We start from the raw sequence: 20039 nt of genomic DNA, 5'->3' as shown, positions 1-20039 counted from the left end.
CGTGAACTACCCTGACGCACGTCTGGCGCTCTGGCTAACTCTCGATGCGGTCACCGGTATTGGTCCGGTGACCGCTGCACGTCTGTTGGAACGGGCCGGGGGAAGTATTGATGCCCTGTTCCAGAGCGATGAAGCGCAACTGCATGGTATGGGGTTATCGTCAGAGCAGATCAAACAACTGCGCTGGCCCTCGCCAGTGGTTGAGCAGAGCCTGGCTTGGACCGCTTTGCCTGACAATCTCCTTATTCCGCAAGATCACCCGATTTATCCACCCTTGTTGCGGGAAATCCCCGCAGCCCCCCTGTTGCTCTACTGTCGTGGCGATCTTGCTACGCTGTCGCTACCCCAGCTGGCAATGGTGGGGACACGCCATCCTACCTATGCAGGCAAAGATAATGCGTCCCGCCTCTGTAGCGAGCTGGTTGGATGCGGGTTAGCCATCACCTCGGGCCTTGCGCTCGGTATCGATGGTGTCTGCCATCAGCAGGCGCTGGCTTGTGGCGGTATCACCCTTGTCGTGTTGGGTTCCGGGCTGGATTGCCTCTACCCCAAACGCCATCAGGGGCTGGCAGGCCAGATTCTGGAGAGTGGTGGTTTGCTTATCTCCGAGCTGGCGCCGGATAAAGGGCCGCTGGCTGAACATTTTCCTCGTCGCAACCGTATTATCAGTGGTCTGTCGCTGGGAACTCTGGTGGTGGAGGCGACCGAGCAGAGCGGTTCGCTGATCACCGCCCGCTATGCGCTTGAACAGGGGCGTGAAGTGTTTGCGGTACCCGGTGCCCCGCAAAACGCCCAGGCGATAGGGTGCAACAGATTAATTCAGCAGGGGGCCAAACTTGTGCTGAGTGCGGCCGATATAGTGGAAGAGCTGCCAGAGTGGGTCGCACGGCCACATTCGTCGGTCATACCATCTGAGCAACCGCATAATAGCGAATTGCCTTATGCCGATTTGTTGGATAACGTAGATTATGAGACCACGAGCGTGGATACCGTTGCCGAACGGGCCCAGCTTCCTGTCGAAGTGGTATTGGGCAGGTTGGTAGAGCTGGAGCTGGCCGGTGCAGTGATGGCGGTAGCCGGTGGATACGTCAGAGCGAGGAGGGCGAATCATGTTTGATGTATTGATGTACCTTTTCGAGACCTACATCCACAGCGATGCAGATGTGATGGTCGAGCAGGATGAGCTCACCGACGAGTTGAGCCGGGCCGGTTTCGATAAAGAAGAGATCGACAAGGCGCTCGACTGGCTGGAGCGGCTGGCCAATCTGCACGACAGCGAGCGGGAGGTCTATGTCACCGCCAGCGCGCAAGGCTCGATGCGTATCTATGCTCCGCAAGAGCTGGCACGCCTCAGCACCGAGTGCCGCGGCTTCCTGCTCTTTCTGGAACAGGCCCAGGTGCTGAATGCCGAAACCCGCGAGATCTGTATCGAGCGCCTGCTCGAGCTGGACAAGCCGGATATCGAGCTGGATGACCTGAAGTGGGTCGTCATGATGGTGCTGTTCAACGTACCGGGCAGTGAAAATGCCTACCAGCAGATGGAAGAGCTGGTGTTTGATGAGTCAGACGGCGTCATTCACTGACAGTCCGGTGCCGCGCTGGTAGAATTCAGGCCATCTGGATTTCAAGGCGCGGCCCATGTCAAAAATCGATCATCACCTCTTTTCAGCCCACGAACATGCCTTCGAGCGCGAGCCGTGCCCGCAGTGCGGGGCCGAGCTGGTGATCCGCCAGGGCAAACATGGCCCCTTTCTCGGCTGTTCTGCCTATCCTGCCTGTGATTACATACGCTCCCTGACGCCATCCGGCCGCGACATCGAAAAGGTGCTCGAAGGCTCTGCCTGTCCCGATTGCGGAGAGCCGCTGGCGATCAAGAAGGGGCGTTACGGTCTGTTTGTCGGTTGTACTCAATATCCGGCCTGTCAGCACATCGAATCCCTGCAGGAGAGCGACGATACCCAGATACTCTGCCCCGAGTGCGGCAAGGGTCATCTGGTGAGCCGCACCTCCCGCTACGGCAAGCAGTTTTACTCCTGTGATGGCTATCCCCATTGCAAATATGTGGTGAACGACAAGCCGATCCCCATGCCTTGTCCCGCGTGTGGTTGGGGCATCATGGTGGAAAAAAAAGTGAGGGGAACTCTGCGTTGGGTCTGTCCGCAAAAGAAATGCGGCCACCAAAGTGAGCAGGTATAATCCCGCCGCCGCAACCGGATTGAAACGTTTTCGGTGAACTTCAACCCCCCACTTGGAGTAAGGAAATTCCCACCATGAATAAACCCTTTGTTGCCGTATTGATGGGCTCTGATTCTGATTTCCCCGTGATGCAGACTACCCTCGAGGTGCTCAAGTCATTTGATATCGCAGTGGAAGTCAAAGTCACCTCCGCGCACCGCACGCCGGCTGCGACTCATCAGTATGTGACCGATGCCGAGGCCCGTGGCTGCAAGGTCTTTATCTGTGCTGCCGGTCTGGCTGCGCATCTGGCGGGTGCCGTAGCCGGCATCACGACTCGTCCCGTGATCGGGGTGCCCATCGATGGTGGCCCGCTCAAGGGGCTGGATGCGTTGCTCTCCACCGTGCAGATGCCGGGTGGTGTACCGGTGGCGACCGTGGCGATCGGCAAAGCCGGTGCCAAGAACGCAGGTTATCTGGCAGCCCAGATGCTGGCAGTAGCCGATGATGAACTGGCGGCCAAGGTTCGGGTCGAACGCCAGAAGAATGCCGAAGAGGTGATGGCCAAGGATGCCGCCCTGCAGGCTCAACTCAAGTAAGTGAACGGGTGGCGATCCGGATGTGTCGTATTTTTCCTGTGCAACAGCAAAACGTCACTTTGCCATGGTCGCCGCCACACGGATTCAACTTGCTACTAAGTGACGAGACGGCAGCCTGGCTGCCGCATTTTTCCTATGCCAAATGAATTTGAACAGGCGGTTGCTGCCCTCCAACAGGAAGGGGTGATTGCTTATGCGACCGAGGCCGTGTTTGGTCTGGGTTGTGATCCCGACTCCGAAGTTGCGGTGCTGCGACTGCTGGCCATCAAACAGCGTCCGGTAGAGAAAGGATTGATCCTGATTGCTGCCGACATGGCACAGCTACAGGATTACATCGATCTGAGTCAGCTGAGCGGTGAGCAACTGGCTCGGGTTGAAGCCAGCTGGCCCGGTCCTTTTACCTGGATCATGCCTGCCCGTGCAATGACGCCGGCCTGGCTGACCGGGCAGTTCGAGACCCTGGCGGTGCGCGTGACGGCTCATCCTCAGGTGCAGGCGTTGTGCCGTGCCTTTGGCAAGCCGCTGGTCTCTACCAGCGCCAACCTGACCGGTGAGGAGCCTGCCCGTCGGGTGGCCGATATCGGTGAGCGGCTGGCAAGCAAGTTAGCCTATATCCTGCCCGGTGAAGTGGGTGGTCAAGCCAACCCATCCGAGATCAAGGACGCCCGAACCGGCGCCATTATTCGCCCCTCCTGAGCAGGCGGATACGTCATGATTTGCCATCAATTCGCTGGGCGGTGAGCTCACCGGACTGATTTAACTATAAAAATGGACAGGGCGTTCACGATCCTGCCTGACTGGAGACAAGATGAGCAAACCGGATGTGGCCCAGGTCAAGGCCTTCCTGTTGCAGTTGCAGGACGAGATCTGCCGTGGTCTGGAGCAGGCCGACGGCAGTGGACACTTTGTGGAAGATGCTTGGAGCCGTGAAGGCGGTGGTGGCGGACGCACCCGCGTGCTGCGCCACGGCGCGGTGATCGAGCAGGGGGGCGTCAACTTCTCCCATGTCTATGGCGATGCCATGCCTGCCTCTGCTACGGCCCATCGGCCAGAGTTGGCCGGTCGCAAGTTCGAGGCTATGGGCGTGTCGCTGGTGATCCATCCGCACAACCCCTATGTGCCTACCAGCCACGCCAACGTCCGTTTCTTCATCGCCGAGAAAGAGGGTGAAGAGCCCATTTGGTGGTTTGGCGGTGGCTTCGATTTGACGCCCTTCTACCCGTTTGCCGAGGATGTGCAGCACTGGCATCAGGTCTCCCGTGATCTCTGCCAGCCCTTTGGTGATGAGATCTACCCCGAGTTCAAATCCTGGTGCGATCGCTACTTCTTCCTCAAACACCGCAACGAGACGCGAGGGGTGGGCGGTCTCTTCTTCGACGATCTGAATCGCTGGCCTTTTGCTGACAGCTTTGCCTTTATGCAGGCGGTCGGTCGGGGTTATCTCGATGCTTACCTGCCGATCATCGAGCGACGCAAGGCACAGCCCTATGGCGAGCGAGAGCGGGAGTTCCAGCTCTATCGTCGCGGCCGTTATGTGGAGTTCAATCTGGTGTATGACCGAGGCACCCTGTTCGGGTTGCAGACCGGCGGACGTACCGAGTCAATCCTGATGTCGATGCCACCGCTGGCACGTTGGGAGTATGACTGGCAGCCGGAGGCGGGCACTCCTGAAGCCTTGCTCTACACCGACTATCTCACGCCGCGAGAGTGGCTGTGACCCGAGGGACCATGATGGTCCCTTTTTGCTGGCCGATATTCGGCTTGTTCCCGAGTGCGAAAACCCGTTAAATCGGAATATTGCCCTCTGATGGAACTCTTTGATGGATCGTTATCTGGTTTTTGGCCACCCGGTGCGCCACAGCAAGTCCCCCTTCATTCACACCCTGTTTGCCAGACAAACCCAGCAAGAGCTGGAGTATGGGCTGGCTGAACCCGCCGTCGACGAGTTTGCCCAAGCCCTGCGCACCTTCTTTGAGCAAGGGGGCAAGGGATGCAATGTCACCGTTCCCTTCAAGGAGCAGGCATTTACTCTGGTCGATCACTTGAGCCCAAGGGCCAAGCGGGCGGGCGCGGTCAATACCATCAAGCTGACCGATGATGGCGTGTTGCTGGGGGATAATACCGATGGCGCCGGTCTGGTCGCCGATCTCAAGTCCCATGGTGTGACGTTGGCGGATAGCCGGATCCTGCTGCTGGGTGCCGGTGGCGCGGCTCGCGGTGCATTGGCGCCGCTACTGGCCGAGTTGCCGAGCGAGCTGGTGATCGCCAACCGCACCCACGCAAAAGCGCAACAGTTGGCTGCCGAATTCTGCGATCTGGGGCATGTGACTGCCCAGACCTATGAGCAGTTGGCAGGGTCATTCGATCTCGTCATCAACTCTACCTCCGCCAGCCTGCAAGGGGAGCTGCCGCCGTTGGCTCCCGCCCTGATCCACACGGATATTGCCATCTACGACATGATGTATGGCGCCTCGGATACGGCCTTTATCAGTTGGGCCAAACAGCATGGGGCCCGTCAAACCATGGATGGACTCGGCATGCTGGTGGAACAGGCCGCCGAAGCGTTTACCGTGTGGCGCGGAATTCGTCCCGGGACTAAACAGGTATTGAGAGAGTTGAAGCGTAACTTGGGGGTGATATGAACCAGGGGATTCTGTTTCCCGACCTGATGGAGTGGCAGGCTGACGAACAGCGGGTGCGTTTTCCTGCCCAGCAGATGGGGGCGCTGATAGATTGTTACATCAGCCATCGGCGACTGGAGAGAATGACAGGTCTGGCGCTGACGAGAGAGGATGACATCGTCAGAGCCTTCGAAAGTGTGCGTTTTGATATTGAAGATATTGCTGAAAAACTCATTGAAGAACAAGAATTTGCTGAAGATGGCGCTATCTATCTCTGATTTTTCAAAGTTTTTTTGTTTTGTAGCGGAACTACTTTGAAATGGCGCTGACTAACTAAATAGTTGAGGAAGTGCTAGCTAGTCACCTTTATAACTCCCCGGTATTCGTACTGGGGATTTTTTTATCTGTATGAAAATAAAAGATTTTTTCTTAATCTGTAAGTTGTGAAACTAAATTACATAAATTACTTTCACTTTCTGCTGCTTTGCTGTACAGTTGTCTGCGTAGGGTACAGAGGTAAGATGTTCTATCTTTCAGACCTTTTATTTCACGTAATTGAATGTGGCTGAATAGCTGCCCCGATGAGGTTCTCGTCGGGGTGTTTTTTTATGCGCGCCATTTAGAGTAAATGCTTTAAATTGGCGATGCATTTGATAGAATGAGGCTGCTTCTTGAGGAATACCTGTCGTCTGGTACTCAAGATTCAGCTTCTTCCCAATTTTTTGAACTTATTATTTCAGGCTGGATGGCATCACTGTCGTCCGGCCTCATTTTTATCCCTTCCGGTTAGATCTTGTAATTAAATTTCATTCTTGTCTCCTTTTGTAATTATTGTTCGTTTTGAAAGAACGAATTTGAAAACGCTCTCAACGTCTTTAGATGTTAATTCCTTGCGTGAATCAACTGCCTATCTATATGAACTGTAAGCGGTAATGGATATAGCCGGGGAGGCGAATGCGGGGTGTTTGTCGTGAGGCAGGTGAAAGCGGCAATCTGAAACCCTTTCAATCAGCGGAGGAGTGCTCCGCCAATTGCAAGGAGAGCGAGGAGTAGATTACTCCTCGGCAGGTTGCTGTTCGTCAGCGTTCAGCAGGTCGGTATCGTCACCACTGACGTACCATTCGGTCAGGGTTTGCGCCAGCTTCTCCACACCGATGTTGGTGAGGGAGGAGAACGCTTCAACCTGAATCTGGGAACCGAGGTTGGCAACGGCCTGGCGCACCTTGATCACCTGGTTGTTGCGCGGACCCGGGCTCAGTTTGTCAGCCTTAGTCAGCAACAGCATGACGGGCAGCTGACGGTGTGAGCTCCACTCCAGCATGTTCATGTCGGTATCTTTGAGCGGGTGGCGGATGTCCATCAGGATCACCAGACCTTTCAATGACTCACGGCGCTGCAGATACTCTGCCAGTGACTTTTGCCACTTGAGCTTCATTTCCAGCGGAACTTGCGCATAACCATAACCCGGCAAGTCGACCAGACGCTTGCCCGGTTCCAGCTCAAACAGGTTGATCAGCTGGGTACGACCGGGTGTCTTACTGGTACGTGCTAGGTTCTTGTGTTTGGTTAAGGTGTTCAATGCAGATGACTTACCGGCGTTGGAACGGCCGGCAAACGCGATCTCGACACCCCCATCATTTGGCAGGTGACGGATGTCGGGTGCGCTGGTCACAAAATGCACCTTATTGAAATTCAGAGTTTGTGTATCCAACGTAAATTCCCCATGGAGATAGAGGGTTATAGAGTTACTTTTTTGTAAAATGGTGTAAAATAGCGTCGCTTAAACGCGTTTATTTTAACATGCCTTCAGCGGCATGGGATCTGGAAGCCTAATAACGAAAAGTTGGAACGCCATGAAGAACCTAGTCATTACTCTTGCTCTGATGGTTGGCGTAACGGGGATGGCACAAGCCAAGGGCGATGCCGCTGCGGGACAGACCAAGGCTGCCGTTTGTGCGGCTTGTCATGGACCGGACGGAAACAGCCTGGTTGATATGTACCCCAAAATTGCTGGTCAGCACGCATCATATATCAAAAAGCAGTTAGTTGAACTGAAGGCTGCCGCTTCTGGTCAAATTGGCCGGGTTGCGCCAGTGATGGGGCCGATGGCGTTACCTTTGTCGGAACAGGACATGGATGACCTGGCGGCTTATTTCTCCAGCCTGAAGGTTACCCCTATCGCTGTCCCTGACGACGTGGTCGAAGCGGGCAAGGCACTCTATATGGGTGGTGACATGAGTCGCGGTCTGGCAGCTTGTACGGCTTGCCATGGTCCCCGTGGCTCTGGTGTCGAACAGGCGAAGTATCCCAACCTGTCCGGCCAGCATCCTGCCTATATCAAGGCTCAGCTCACCGCATTCCGTGCCGGGACGCGTGACAACGATCCGAATGGCATGATGCGGGATGTTGCCAAGAAACTGACTGATCAGGATATCGAAGCCCTCTCCAAATATGTGGCGGGTCTGCACTGATATAGTCGATACGGTCGATTTGAGTTGAAACGGGGAGCCTGGGCTCCCCGTTGTTTTTATGGCTTTCAGATAATTCTCGGTTTAATCCCCCCGTTCTGTAAGAGATCTCCCATTCTCAAGGCAGGCCAAGGCTCATAAAATTGCATAAAATACTAAATAACCATTATTTATCAACAGGTTATGTTAATGTTGATGTTTTTCGACATGTTGAGAATGTTTTGAGTGGATTGAGCCGCTTTATAGAGTTGGTACAGTAGGCTTAATGGATTCACCCACGGATTGGGTGGCAGTTTCACGACAGGGCGTTGTGAGCAGAGGATGGCTGGCGTGGCGGGATGCCATGGGCTCGGATGAGCTGGCAAAGGATTGAAGGATCAGGATGGTGACCATCTCCGGAGCGGGATGGGGTTGCGGGATGCAGACTCCCCGGCACGATGGCAGGATGCGGTCGAGACGGGTCAAACAAGCACACGCACATTCAGGAACGACCAATATAAGGTCAGGATGACCACACAACGATATGATGCGGCGACAAGTTGTCACGGAGAGGACGAAACAGATTGTTTTGCCATTCAGGATGGCGCACGCATGAACATATCAAGGCAGCTTCGGCTGCCTTTTTTCTTTTGGGTCATTAACCCGATCAGTCATTCTGTGTCAAAATACCAGCAACATGCCCAGAGGATACCGATCCTGCGGTGTTCAGTGGCCTGATTGGGCCGGATTGGTGCGGGATCCTGCTCTTGTTCCAGCCTTACTGTTCCTCGCATCGTATCCCACCGGGTGAGATCATCCCGGGTACGGGTCAAACCAGTTATTTTCGGAGTTAGCCATTCATGTCTGCCAAACAACCCACTCGCAAGCCTACTGGCAAGCGCAAAGAATCTGATGTCAGTGCTCAGGAAGGCCGTGAGCGTAAACGGGCTGCCAAGCGCAAAGGCCTGAAGGCTGGTTCTCGTCAGCAAGTTGAACAGCCGAAGAACAAGTCTGGCAACAGCCAGTCCAAAGATCCGCGTATCGGTTCCCGCAAGCCGGTGGTACTGGTGGTGGATGACAAACAGAAGAAGCCGGCAGCACCCAAGGCGGTGAAAGAGAAGAAGCTGGTGATGACGCCCGAGCAGGAGCTGGCTTCCATCGAAAACGATGACCGCTTGAATGATCTGCTGGATCGTCTTGATGCCGGTGAAACCCTGGACGCGGCCGAGCAGGCCTGGGTTGATCAGCGCGTCGACCGTTATCAGGAGCTGATGGATGAGCTGGGCATCATCGACAACGACGATGATGATCTGCCGTTTGATGATGGCGATGACGCCGAGTTCGACGAGCAGAAACCAGCCTCCGAAGAGGAGTTGTGGGACCGTTTCAACCAGGTCGATTTCAAGCCGGAACCCAAGCCTGAGCCGAAGAAAAAGTGATGAGTGGATGGATGCTGGCCGCCCTGTTGGGCGGCCTGATTTTGTCAGGATTGGCCATCTATGCAGGCATGCTGCTGGCCAGGCTGAGACGGCAGCAAGCGATGCAGCGGCAGGCGATTACCGCTCGCAATGAACGAATTCTGGAGAGCGTACGGGTCATTGCTCATGCGGTGCAGGAGGGGCAGTGCGATTACTCTGAAGGCGCCATTCGGCTGACCAATCTGCTGGATGCGTTGCAGATCAAGGGGGGGCGGGCGTTCGTTGCCGAGTTCCCGGGTCTGTACGGGCTGTATGAGAAGGTGAAAGATATGCCGACTCATGAGGCCAGACGTGCCCTCAAGCGCAATGAAGTGATGAAGATGGATCTCGAACGCAGCGGTTACGAGGCCGAGCTGGAGGCTCAGATCCTCAAGGATGTGGCCCAGCTGAAGGATTTTCAGTTAGGTCGGTGAGCCAACAATAACAACAAGAGAGGAAGCGAGCGTGCAAGCAGAACAGATTGTGTGGGATCAGGCCCTGATCGAAAAATATAACTACAGTGGCCCGCGATACACCTCTTATCCCACTGCGCTGGAGTTCAACGAGAGCTTCGGCTATCCGGATTTTGTCCGCGCTGCCGGCCATTATCCCGAGCGCAATCTGTCGCTCTACGTGCACATCCCTTTCTGTCACAAGCTCTGCTACTACTGCGGCTGCAACAAGGTCATTACCCGTCATCAACACAAGGCTGACGAGTACCTCGACTATTTGGAGCAGGAGATCAAGGCGCAAGCCCCGCTCTTCAAGCATCGTCTGGTCACCCAGTTGCACTGGGGCGGCGGTACTCCCACCTATCTGGATGAAGTACAAACGCGCCGCCTGATGGCCATGCTGCGTGAGCACTTCCATTTCGCCGAAGAGGGGGAGTTCAGCATCGAGGTCGATCCGCGCGAGATTGCCATTACCATGCTGGATGTGCTGCGAGACGTCGGCTTCAACCGCATCAGCCTTGGGGTGCAGGACTTCAACAAGGATGTACAGGTCGCAGTCAACCGCGAGCAGGACAACGACTTTATTAAAGCCATGTTGGAACGGGCCAGAGAACTGGGTTTCCGCTCGACCAACCTCGACCTTATCTATGGCCTGCCGCATCAGGATCGTGCCAGCTTCTACCATACGCTGGAAGAGGTGCTCAAGACGGATCCGGCGCGCCTCTCCATCTTCAACTATGCCCATCTGCCGAGTCGCTTTGCCGCCCAGCGCAAGTTGAAAGAGGTGGATATGCCTGCGCCGCAGGAGAAGCTGGCCATGCTGCAGGACACCATCGCCTTCCTCACTGGCCAGGGTTATCAGTTCATCGGTATGGACCATTTTGCCAAACCCGATGACGAGCTGGCGGTAGCGCAGCGCGAGGGCAAGCTGCACCGCAACTTCCAGGGCTATACCACCCAGGGTGATTGCGATCTGCTGGGACTGGGGGTCTCCTCCATCAGCATGATCGGTGATGCCTATTCCCAGAACCAGAAAGAGCTCAAGGCCTATTACGCACAGGTTGCAGAGCTGGGTCATGCTCAGTGGAAAGGCTGCTCGCTCAATCAGGATGATCTGATCCGTCGTGAGGTGATCAAGCGGCTCATCTGTGATTTCTGTCTGAACTTTGCGTCTGTCGAGCAGGCGCACGGTCTCAATTTCAGAGAGTATTTTGCCGACGATCTCAAGCTGCTGCAGACCTTCATCAACGATGGATTGGTGCGTATGACGGAGGATGGTCTGGAGGTCTCCTCCACCGGGCAGCTGCTGATCCGCAATATCTGTATGTGCTTCGACGTGTACCTGCGCAACAAGGCGCGCCAGCAGCAGTTCTCTCGCGTGATATAAGCTTGTTTGCCGATCAGAAAACAGAGAAGGGCGCCATCGTGGCGCCCCTTTCATATGTATTTTTGCTTAAGCAGAGGGTCGGAAAGGTTCTGGCAAGAAGTCTCTGCGCTGAGGCAAGCAATTGGGAATCAAGCAATGGTCGCGGTGAAACGCAGATAAAAAGATGGGGGCGACTTGCGTCGCCCCCGGTAGTCGTATCGCTCAGATCCTTGAACGAAGTTGCTCCCTGCAATCCCTGACTGTTTACCTCTTCCTTTAGGTTTCCCCTTCCCAATCCTTTGGGGTGTCCTTTAGCCATCTTGGCCTGACGAGTCATCCTGTCCCGTCGCACTTTCTCCGTCCTGGGAGGTGTCCTTTACCACATCCTGTGGTGAGTCCATTTGCCCAACCCTGGCAGCCAGTCTTCCTGACCGACTTCATTGCGTCCGTGCATGAGTAACTATAAGGATTTTCTAACCGGCTACAACGCTAGATTGGAAAACGTTTTTGTCATTAGCTATTTCGAAAGTGGTGAGTTTCGATTTATTCATTTATAAACAGCTAGTTAAGTTTCTCGTCTTCATGTTTTAAGATCCTATCTTCCGATTATCTCGGGGATCTTTTTGGCCGTTGGCTTACATTTGGAATGGCGGATCTCTTACACGACGTTTTGGTTGCTTCAGAAACAGATTTTGCAGTCTGATGATGGTCATTCGGGGTGAGTTGGCGAGGCACACAAAGAGCGGCTGAATGGAGAAATTATGAGCGCTGGTTGAGTCGCTCATAGATTGTCTGGCGCTCTTCCGGGGTGAGCGAAGAGAAGTAGTGGGTAAAGAGGCGCAGCAACAGGGACTTGTTCATGCCATCTTGCTGGGTCAGATTACCCAGCTCGTCGATGGCCACCGTGCTCATGGAGAAGGTGGCTTTTTTGTAGCTGGGCTTCAGGTGCTCGCCGCTCTCGATAAAGGCCAGCGCCGACAAGGCTTCGTCACGATGCAGGCCCAGTTCAAGGCTGACCACCTTGGGTTTGCCTTTGGCATAGAACTCCGCATCTTCGATAAATTCGTCGACGGTGAACTTCTTCTGGTGATGCAGCTGGTGCTTTTTCTTCAGATCGGCCAGACCCATCTCACACCCCCACTTGCAGGAACTCTTTGGCGATGGCCCGGATCTCTTCGGCGGATTTGCCATCCGGCTCGATCTCCATCACCGACAGTCCCTTCTCTTCGCTGTCGTCATAGACGTTGCGGCCATAGGTGATGGCGTTCAGGACGTCGACACCGAACGAGGAGCAAACCTCTTTCGCTTCGAGAATGCGTTTTACCTGATTGGGCAGGGCGGGGCACTGGGTCAGCACTACGGCTGCGTTGAGCGTCGGATTAACCATCTTGCAGGTGGTGATGAGATCTTCCATGTGGGGCAGGGTCTTGAGGTCGCGGCGTTTCGGGCGCAAGGGGATCAGGGCGTGGGTAGCGACAGCCATGGTGGAGCGCAGAGCCCGGTTGTCTTGCCCGCCGCAATCGACGATGACGTAGTCGTAGCGGTTTTTCAGGCTGAGCAGGTCGTTGCGAATATTGCCATAGAGCTGTACGCAGTTGATTTGTGGCAGCTCCGGGTTGTCATTGCGCTCCTGAATCCAGTCAGAGGTGGTGCGCTGCGGGTCGCAGTCGACCAGTAACACCTCCCCCTGAAATTGGGATCTGAGGTAGACCGCCAGATTTTGTGCCAGGCAGCTCTTGCCACTCCCCCCCTTCTCTCCACCGACCAACAAGATCATGACGTTCCCCTATCCATGAGAAAACCGCTGATTTCAGTATAGGAGGGGCCTGTCTCATCACAAGGCGAGAGGAGTGATGCTCCTCTCGTTGTTTCGACTAGTAATGAACGCTACCTCCCTGCCAGCGGCAGACATAGTCAGGCACCAGCATTTGAGGGGCCTTGTCGACATGGCATACCACCATGGGCATGGCAGGGGCCCCTTCAGCCTGACTGAGGGTGGGGAGCGCAGAGAGCAGCAAAGTCGCGAGCAACAGCATGGGTTTCATCTTCATAACAACTCCTTGGTAGTGCCATTCCTGTGTGATCTGGATCACTTTCTGAGTTAAGTCGAGGTTGGCGCCAGCGCAAGGTGAGGCGAATAAATTCAATTAATGAAAAAAGTATCAAAAGGCGTTGTGATGACCGACGAGGATGGCTGCCCACCTTGATGCGGACTTTGTGCATATTAAGTTGAGCCACACATAGAGGTGGTGACTGATGAGGCCGAGCCTGATGGGGTTGGCATCAATGCCATGATCTGGAACAAGAAAAGATTTATGCAGTGAATGTGGTCGATGTGAGTATTTATTTCTCCCGCATTCCTCCCGTCACGGCGATGTATTCAATACATAGGGAGTAATATTCAAATTCTATTTGTAAAGTCATTTATAGTGATGATTTTTAACAGTTTTTGTTATTTGAATTTAATCACTCCAGTGAGTTGGTATGAATATAAAATGAATCAACCTGAAATATAACGGGGTAGTTTTGCATGGTTATTCGGTGTGGTTTGTTTGGAAAGTGCGCAATTTGCTACCGGGGTCATAGATTGGATGGTGAATATATTCAGTTCTGAGTGAATGTGATCAATGTCTAAGTTTGTCGTGATTCACAGGGCTAACCTCGGTCTCGAAAGGCAAGGGCAGGATAGAACACAAGCCGATTACCCTACATAAAGAATATCCCGCCTTAGCCACGAGCATGAATAGAAGGAATCTATTCAATCACTCGCAGGGACCACTGCTAGACGGAATATAATCATGAGCAAATTTTATGTAGGTTCTGAAGTTGGCCAATTGCGCCGTGTCATGTTGCACCGCCCCAACCTCAGTCTGAAGCGTCTGACTCCTTCCAACTGCCAGGATCTGCTGTTCGATGACGTCCTGTCAGTTGAACGCGCCGGTCAGGAGCACGACAAATTCGCTCAGGTACTGCGCGATCAGAATGTCGAAGTTTTCCTGCTGACCAATCTGCTGGCCGAAACACTTGATGTGCCAGAAGCCAAAACCTGGCTGCTGCAACATCAGGTCTCCGACTACCGCCTCGGATCTTCTTTTGCCAACGACGTGCGCTGCTTCCTGGCTGACATGCCGCACCGCGAACTGGCCCGCATTCTCTCCGGCGGCCTGACCTACTCCGAGATGCCCTACAGCGGCGTCAACATGGTAGTGGGCATGCACGCACCGACCGATTTCATCATCGAGCCGCTGCCCAACCACCTCTTTACCCGTGACACCTCCTGCTGGGTTTACGGTGGCGTCTCAATCAACCCGATGGCCAAGCCGGCTCGTCGCCGCGAGACCAACCATGTGAAGGCCATCTACCGCTGGCACCCGATGTTTGCCGGGCAGGACTTCATCAAATACTTCGGTGACGAGGAGCGTGACTACGACAACTCCACCATCGAGGGTGGCGACGTACTGGTTATCGGCCGTGGCGCCGTGCTGATCGGTATGTCCGAGCGCACCACCCCGCAAGGTGTCGAGCACCTGGCTCGCAGCCTGTTCAAACATGGTCAGGCCAAGCAGGTCATCGCCATGGAGTTGCCGAAACACCGCAGCTGCATGCACCTGGATACCGTCATGACCCACATGGATATCGACACCTTCTCCGTCTATCCGGAAGTGATCCGCAAGGATGTGCAGTGCTGGAGCCTGACTCCGGGCGGCGCCACTGGCATGAACATCAAGGAAGAGGGTTACTTCGTCACCGCTATCGAGAAAGCGCTGGGCGTCGATCAGCTGAAGATCATCACCACTGGCGGTGACAGCTTCGAAGCCGAACGCGAGCAGTGGAACGACGCCAACAACGTACTGACCGTACGTCCCGGCGTGGTGGTGGGTTACGAGCGCAATACCTACACCAACGAGAAGTATGACAAAGCCGGTATCACAGTTCTCTCCATTCCGGGTGATGAACTGGGCCGTGGCCGCGGCGGCGCCCGCTGCATGAGCTGCCCGATGGAACGCGACAGCATCTGATGAGACGGCGTGGCGTCGGCAGAGGCTGGCGCCACACAGACCCAAAATCGAGATCAACCACTATGAAAAAACCAACTGTCGTCGTCGCTCTGGGTGGCAATGCTCTGCTCCGTCGTGGTGAGCCACTGGAAGCGGATATCCAGCGCAAGAACATCGCAACGGCCGCCAAGACCATCGCCCTGATTGCTCAGGAGTACAACGTGGTGCTGGTGCATGGCAACGGCCCGCAAGTCGGCCTGCTGGCCCTGCAGAACAGCGCCTACACCAAGGTATCCCCCTATCCGCTGGATGTGCTGGGTGCCGAGTCCCAGGGCATGATCGGCTACATGCTGATCCAGGAGCTGAAAAACCTGATGCCGAGCCGCAACGTCACCGCGCTGCTGACTCAGGTGCAGGTTGATCCCAAGGATCCGGCATTTGCCAACCCGACCAAATTTATCGGCCCCGTCTACGAAGAGGCTGAAGCTCGCACCCTGGCAGAAGAGAAGCACTGGGTGGTCAAGGCTGACGGCAAGTTCTTCCGCCGCGTAGTGCCGTCCCCGCTGCCCCAGCGCATCGTTGAAGGCGACGCCATCGAAACCCTGATTGCCCAGGGCCACCTCATCATCTGTACCGGTGGTGGTGGTATCCCGGTGACCTGGGATGGCCAGAGCCTGACCGGTATCGAAGCCGTCATCGACAAAGACATGTCTGCCGCCTATCTGGCCAAGCAGATCAAGGCCGACGCCCTGCTGATCCTGACCGACGCCGATGCCGTCTATCTCGATTGGGGCAAACCGACCCAGCGTCCGCTGCGAGTCACCAGCCCGGACGAGCTGGCCGGGGTCAAGTTCGATGCAGGTTCCATGGGGCCGAAAGTCGAAGCCTCTTGTGAATTTGTCAAAGCGACCGGCGGCATGGTTGGCATCGGCTCGCTGGAAGATGGCCTCGCCATCCTCAAGGGAGAAGCCGGCACCAATATCGTCGCCACCCGCACCGTACATGCGTAATTACCGACATCTGTACTGAGAATGCGTAGTCAACACTACTGCCCGAACTGGTCTGAAACATATATAGAGAGAACTCATCATGGCTTTTAATCTGCGTAACCGTAACTTCCTGAAACTGCTGGACTTCACCCCGCGCGAAATCCAATACATGATTGACCTGGCCATCGACCTGAAAAAAGCAAAATACGGTGGCTACGAGCGCAAACACCTGACCGGCAAAAACATCGCCCTGATTTTCGAGAAGACCTCTACCCGCACCCGTTGTGCATTTGAAGTAGCGGCCTTCGACCAGGGTGCGCAAGTCTCTTACCTTGGCCCGAGCGGTTCCCAGATCGGTCACAAGGAGTCCATGAAGGACACCGCTCGTGTACTGGGCCGCATGTATGACGGTATCGAATACCGTGGCTACGGTCAGGAGATCGTCGAAGAGCTGGGCGCCTACGCCGGTGTCCCGGTCTGGAACGGCCTGACCAACGAATTCCACCCGACCCAGATCCTGGCCGACTTCATGACCATGCTGGAGCACGGCAAGGGCAAGCGTCTGGATCAAATCAAGTTCGCCTACCTGGGTGATGCCCGCAACAACATGGGTAACTCCCTGATGGTCGGCGCCGCCAAAATGGGCATGGATATCCGTCTGGTCGCGCCGAAAGCCTTCTGGCCGGAAGAGGAGCTGGTTGCCAAGTGCCGCCTGATCGCCGAAGAGACCGGCGCACGCATCACTCTGACCGAAGATGTGAAAGAGGGTGTACTGGGTACCGACTTCCTCTACACCGACGTTTGGGTTTCCATGGGTGAAGCGAAAGAAGCCTGGGATCAGCGCGTCAAACTGATGACCCCGTATCAGGTCAACATGGATGTCATCAACGCTACCAAGAATCCTGATGTGAAGTTCATGCATTGCCTGCCGGCGTTCCACAACGACGAGACCACCATGGGCAAGGAAGTGGCTGACAAATATGGCATGAAAGGCCTGGAAGTGACCGAGGACGTGTTCGAATCCGAGCACAGCATCGTGTTCGACGAGGCCGAAAACCGGATGCACACCATCAAGGCAGTGATGGTTGCTACGCTGGGCGACTAAGGTCGCAGTAGTGGTGCCGGGGGGGCGACCCCCGGCTTTTCGACCATGTGACAGCGGCATAATACCTCTAACCCTACGACCCGCAGCCTGCATGGATACCACACCCACAGAAGGAAGCTGGACCATGACCAAATTCAAGTTCCCGTCAGCCTACACGATACTGTTTGTGCTGATCGCCCTGGTGGCCGCCCTGAGCTGGATAGTGCCGGCCGGCAAATATGAGATGACCATGAACGAAGCCCTCGGCAAAGAAGTGCCGGTGGCGGGTACCTACAAACTGGTGGAGGGGAATCCCCAGGGGATCGTCGACGTGCTGCTGGCACCTATCGATGGCCTCTACAACCACGACACTTATGAGGCAGGCGCCATCGACGTCTCCCTCTTTATCCTGATCATCGGTGGTTTTCTTGGCATTGTGACCAAGACAGGTGCCATCGATGCCGGTATTGAACGTGTGACCGACCGCCTGCGCGGCCGGGAAGAGTGGATGATCCCGATCCTGATGGCGCTGTTCGCCGCAGGTGGCACCATCTACGGGATGGCCGAAGAGTCGCTGCCGTTCTACACCCTGCTGGTGCCGGTGATGATGGCCGCCCGTTTTGACCCTGTGGTGGCGGCGGCAACCGTATTGCTGGGCGCCGGTATCGGTACTCTCGGTTCCACCATCAACCCGTTTGCCACCGTGATTGCCGCCAACGCCGCCGGTATCTCCTTCACCGACGGTATCTGGTTGCGCGTCGCCATGCTGGTCGCCGGTTGGCTGCTCTGCGTTGCCTACGTCATGCGTTACGCCAAGATGGTGCGCAGCGATCCGAGCAAATCCCTGGTGGCTGACAAGTGGGAAGAGAACCGTGCCCACTTCCTTGGCAACAAGAGTGACCAGATGCTGGAGTTCACCCTGACCCGTAAAATCGTGCTGGGTATCTTCGTCGCCGCCTTTGCCGTGATGATCTACGGTGTGGCCGTGCTGGGCTGGTGGATGGCGCAGATCTCCGGCGTGTTCCTGGCTGCCGCCATCATCGTTGGTCTCATCTCCCGCATGAGCGAAGAGGAGCTGACCTCCAACTTTATCGATGGTGCGCGTGACCTGCTGGGGGTGGCGCTGATCATCGGTATCGCCCGCGGTATCGTGGTGGTAATGGATAACGGCATGATAACTCACACCATTTTGCACAGTGCAGAAGGGATCGTGACCGGCCTTTCCACCATCGTCTTTATCAACGTGATGTTCGTGCTGGAAGTGGTACTCTCCTTCCTGGTGCCGTCCTCCTCCGGTCTGGCCGTACTGACCATGCCGATCATGGCGCCGCTGGCCGACTTCGCCAACGTGGGCCGCGATCTGGTGGTGACTGCTTACCAGTCTGCCTCCGGTCTGGTGAACCTGGTGACCCCGACCTCCGCCGTGGTCATGGGCGGTCTGGCCATCGCCAAGGTGCCTTATGTGCGCTGGCTGAAGTGGGTGGCTCCGCTGCTCGGTATCCTGACCGTGCTGATCGTGGTCTGCCTGAGCCTGGGCGCCGTGCTCTCCTGAGGGATAACAAGAAAGATGAAACGGGAGCCTGCGGGCTCCCGTTTTTTATGGGCGCAAGAAGTGATGGGCACAAAATAGTAGGCAACAAAAAGGCGACCCGCAGGTCGCCTCGATGCATTCGATGGAAGGGGTTAGCGGGCTTGCGCCAGCGTGCGCACCACGGCGGCGTGGGCCTGTCGGGTACGGCTGATATGGCGTGGAGCGACCAGCACCACGTCATTGCCTGCGACGGCGCCCATGATCTCGGGATTGGCGTTGCGATCCAGCAGGCGAGCCACCACGGTGGCGGCCCCCGGAGTGGTGTGGATCAGCACCATCTGCTGGTTGTGTACCACTTCGCGCACCATGTCGTGGATAGAGCGGGTGCTGCCAGCGGGTTCCAGCTGCTCATCGACCAGGGTGTAGACCTTCTTGCCGTTGGCATTCTGTGCCTTGGCGACGCCGAGGCGGCGCAACAGACGGGAGATGGTGGACTGGCTGATGTCGGCAAAGCCGCGCTCCGACAGCTCGCGGCGGATCTCTTCCTGGGTGCTGTAACAGTGCTGACCGATGATCTGGCGACAGGCATCCAGCTGGGCCAGATCGGGCTCTTGGGCAACGGGACGACTGAGGGTTTTGACCACGGCGAATTCCTTTGATGATGACCGGAGGTAACCGCGCGATATCTGCCATAGCAGTCAGTTATCAGGCAAAAACACTGATAATCCATCTATATGCAGGGAATGAGCGGGCATTACCATCTTGCGATGGCAAATTATAGCTGACTGGAAATTCGGTGATGTGACAGGGTTCAAAAATGGGCCCCGCGGGGCCCAATCAGATATCAGTAACGTTCGCTGACGATGTCCTGAGTAAAGGACTTCTCGCAATATTTGCACTTCATCCGCACCACGCCTTTCACTTCGCGCACCCGGAAGTAGCTGTCCACCGGCTCGTTGTGGGAGATGCAGTTGGAGTTGGGGCAGTGGAACACCCCGGCGATGAACTCCGGCAACTCCAGCTGATGCTTCTTCACCACATTGAAGTCTTCGATGATGTTGACGGTCGCTTTCGGGGCGAACAGCGCCAGCTGGTTGGCCTGCTGCTCGGTCAGGCGGGTGTTCTCAATCTTGATGAGATCCTTCTTGCCCAGCGCGCCGGATTTCAGGTTGAAGCCGACGGTGATCCGCTCCTGGGTTTCGACCAGCTGGAACAGCTTGAGGATCTTGATGCCCTGGCCAGCGGGGATGTGATCGATGACGGAGCCGTGACGGATGGCTTCGACTTGCAGTTGGTTCTTGTCAGACATGATATTCCCCT

At 55.7% G+C, this 20039-nt stretch carries 22 protein-coding genes; 16 read left to right on the top strand and 6 right to left on the bottom strand.

Annotated elements, in window-relative coordinates; genetic code table 11:
* Position 1: 1 nt before the first annotated feature.
* The 8 genes from dprA (at position 2) to A9G06_RS13645 (ending at position 5673) form a co-directional block, all read left to right on the top strand.
* Positions 2–1117 carry a DNA-processing protein DprA gene (gene dprA, locus A9G06_RS13680; protein WP_069555583.1) on the top strand — a complete coding sequence of 372 codons (1116 nt, stop codon included), beginning with the start codon at positions 2–4 and terminating at the stop codon, positions 1115–1117.
* Entirely contained in the window at positions 1110–1583 is a 474-nt protein-coding gene (locus A9G06_RS13675; protein ID WP_005339699.1) for a DUF494 family protein, read from the top strand. Before dprA ends, A9G06_RS13675 begins: the two co-directional genes overlap by 8 nt.
* A gap of 55 nt (positions 1584–1638) precedes the next feature.
* Positions 1639–2196, top strand: a complete 558-nt coding sequence (locus tag A9G06_RS13670; RefSeq protein ID WP_005339702.1) for a topoisomerase DNA-binding C4 zinc finger domain-containing protein — start codon at positions 1639–1641, stop codon at positions 2194–2196.
* A gap of 74 nt (positions 2197–2270) precedes the next feature.
* Positions 2271–2774, top strand: coding sequence for a 5-(carboxyamino)imidazole ribonucleotide mutase (gene purE / locus A9G06_RS13665; RefSeq protein ID WP_069555582.1), 504 nt, complete (start codon positions 2271–2273; stop codon positions 2772–2774).
* Between the two features lie 135 nt (positions 2775–2909).
* Positions 2910–3470: a Sua5/YciO/YrdC/YwlC family protein gene (locus A9G06_RS13660; protein WP_069555581.1), complete on the top strand. Its 561-nt coding sequence runs from the start codon at positions 2910–2912 to the stop codon at positions 3468–3470.
* Between the two features lie 112 nt (positions 3471–3582).
* The gene (gene hemF, locus A9G06_RS13655; protein WP_069555580.1) at positions 3583–4491 is read left to right on the top strand and encodes an oxygen-dependent coproporphyrinogen oxidase; all 909 of its coding nucleotides are present in this window, start codon (positions 3583–3585) and stop codon (positions 4489–4491) included.
* A gap of 103 nt (positions 4492–4594) precedes the next feature.
* Positions 4595–5416: a shikimate dehydrogenase gene (gene aroE / locus A9G06_RS13650; RefSeq protein ID WP_069555579.1), complete on the top strand. Its 822-nt coding sequence runs from the start codon at positions 4595–4597 to the stop codon at positions 5414–5416.
* Positions 5413–5673, top strand: a complete 261-nt coding sequence (locus A9G06_RS13645) for a DUF1488 domain-containing protein (RefSeq protein ID WP_069555578.1) — start codon at positions 5413–5415, stop codon at positions 5671–5673. The genes aroE and A9G06_RS13645 overlap by 4 nt, the downstream gene beginning before the upstream one ends.
* A 776-nt stretch (positions 5674–6449) precedes the next feature.
* Here A9G06_RS13645 and yihA read toward each other — a convergent pair.
* A complete protein-coding gene (gene yihA, locus A9G06_RS13640) occupies positions 6450–7106 on the bottom strand; it encodes a ribosome biogenesis GTP-binding protein YihA/YsxC (RefSeq protein WP_005339709.1) in 657 nt (218 codons plus the stop codon).
* Positions 7107–7248: 142 nt separating this feature from the next.
* On the opposite strand from yihA, the gene A9G06_RS13635 reads away from it, so the two are divergent.
* From A9G06_RS13635 to hemN, 4 genes are all read left to right on the top strand, one after another.
* The gene (locus tag A9G06_RS13635) at positions 7249–7866 is read left to right on the top strand and encodes a c-type cytochrome (protein ID WP_005339710.1); all 618 of its coding nucleotides are present in this window, start codon (positions 7249–7251) and stop codon (positions 7864–7866) included.
* Between the two features lie 836 nt (positions 7867–8702).
* A complete protein-coding gene (gene yihI / locus A9G06_RS13625; protein WP_069555577.1) occupies positions 8703–9281 on the top strand; it encodes a Der GTPase-activating protein YihI in 579 nt (192 codons plus the stop codon).
* Positions 9282–9292: 11 nt separating this feature from the next.
* Entirely contained in the window at positions 9293–9733 is a 441-nt protein-coding gene (locus tag A9G06_RS13620) for a DUF2489 domain-containing protein (RefSeq protein ID WP_069555576.1), read from the top strand.
* Between the two features lie 31 nt (positions 9734–9764).
* A complete protein-coding gene (gene hemN, locus A9G06_RS13615; protein ID WP_069555575.1) occupies positions 9765–11138 on the top strand; it encodes an oxygen-independent coproporphyrinogen III oxidase in 1374 nt (457 codons plus the stop codon).
* Positions 11139–11876: 738 nt separating this feature from the next.
* Here hemN and A9G06_RS13610 read toward each other — a convergent pair.
* The 3 genes from A9G06_RS13610 to A9G06_RS22285 all read right to left on the bottom strand — a co-directional run bounded on the left by A9G06_RS13610 (position 11877) and on the right by A9G06_RS22285 (position 13168).
* Positions 11877–12245 carry a hypothetical protein gene (locus A9G06_RS13610; protein WP_005339715.1) on the bottom strand — a complete coding sequence of 123 codons (369 nt, stop codon included), beginning with the start codon at positions 12243–12245 and terminating at the stop codon, positions 11877–11879.
* Between the two features lies 1 nt (position 12246).
* Positions 12247–12894 (bottom strand): AAA family ATPase, encoded by a 648-nt coding sequence (locus A9G06_RS13605; protein WP_005339716.1) that lies wholly within the window; start codon positions 12892–12894, stop codon positions 12247–12249.
* 97 nt (positions 12895–12991) lie between these two features.
* Positions 12992–13168 carry a hypothetical protein gene (locus tag A9G06_RS22285; RefSeq protein WP_005339717.1) on the bottom strand — a complete coding sequence of 59 codons (177 nt, stop codon included), beginning with the start codon at positions 13166–13168 and terminating at the stop codon, positions 12992–12994.
* Positions 13169–13915: 747 nt separating this feature from the next.
* Here A9G06_RS22285 and arcA point away from each other — a divergent pair.
* The 4 genes from arcA (at position 13916) to A9G06_RS13585 (ending at position 18740) form a co-directional block, all read left to right on the top strand.
* On the top strand, positions 13916–15136 hold the full coding sequence (gene arcA, locus A9G06_RS13600; RefSeq protein ID WP_005339718.1) for an arginine deiminase: 1221 nt from the start codon (positions 13916–13918) through the stop codon (positions 15134–15136).
* A 62-nt stretch (positions 15137–15198) separates the two neighbouring features.
* Complete coding sequence (gene arcC / locus A9G06_RS13595) at positions 15199–16125, top strand: carbamate kinase (RefSeq protein WP_005339719.1); 927 nt, start codon at positions 15199–15201, stop codon at positions 16123–16125.
* A gap of 79 nt (positions 16126–16204) precedes the next feature.
* The gene (argF, locus tag A9G06_RS13590) at positions 16205–17209 is read left to right on the top strand and encodes an ornithine carbamoyltransferase (RefSeq protein WP_017409770.1); all 1005 of its coding nucleotides are present in this window, start codon (positions 16205–16207) and stop codon (positions 17207–17209) included.
* Positions 17210–17333: 124 nt separating this feature from the next.
* Positions 17334–18740 (top strand): YfcC family protein, encoded by a 1407-nt coding sequence (locus A9G06_RS13585; RefSeq protein ID WP_005339725.1) that lies wholly within the window; start codon positions 17334–17336, stop codon positions 18738–18740.
* A 131-nt stretch (positions 18741–18871) separates the two neighbouring features.
* On the opposite strand, the gene A9G06_RS13580 is transcribed toward A9G06_RS13585, so the two are convergent.
* The gene (locus A9G06_RS13580; protein ID WP_005339728.1) at positions 18872–19363 is read right to left on the bottom strand and encodes an arginine repressor; all 492 of its coding nucleotides are present in this window, start codon (positions 19361–19363) and stop codon (positions 18872–18874) included.
* Positions 19364–19563: 200 nt separating this feature from the next.
* Positions 19564–20028 carry an aspartate carbamoyltransferase regulatory subunit gene (pyrI, locus tag A9G06_RS13575; RefSeq protein WP_005339730.1) on the bottom strand — a complete coding sequence of 155 codons (465 nt, stop codon included), beginning with the start codon at positions 20026–20028 and terminating at the stop codon, positions 19564–19566.
* Positions 20029–20039: the final 11 nt, after the last annotated feature.

The sequence above is a fragment of the Aeromonas sp. DNP9 genome (genome assembly GCF_001728955.1).
GTDB lineage: Bacteria > Pseudomonadota > Gammaproteobacteria > Enterobacterales > Aeromonadaceae > Aeromonas > Aeromonas veronii.
This window is presented reverse-complemented; position numbering and strand designations above follow the sequence as displayed.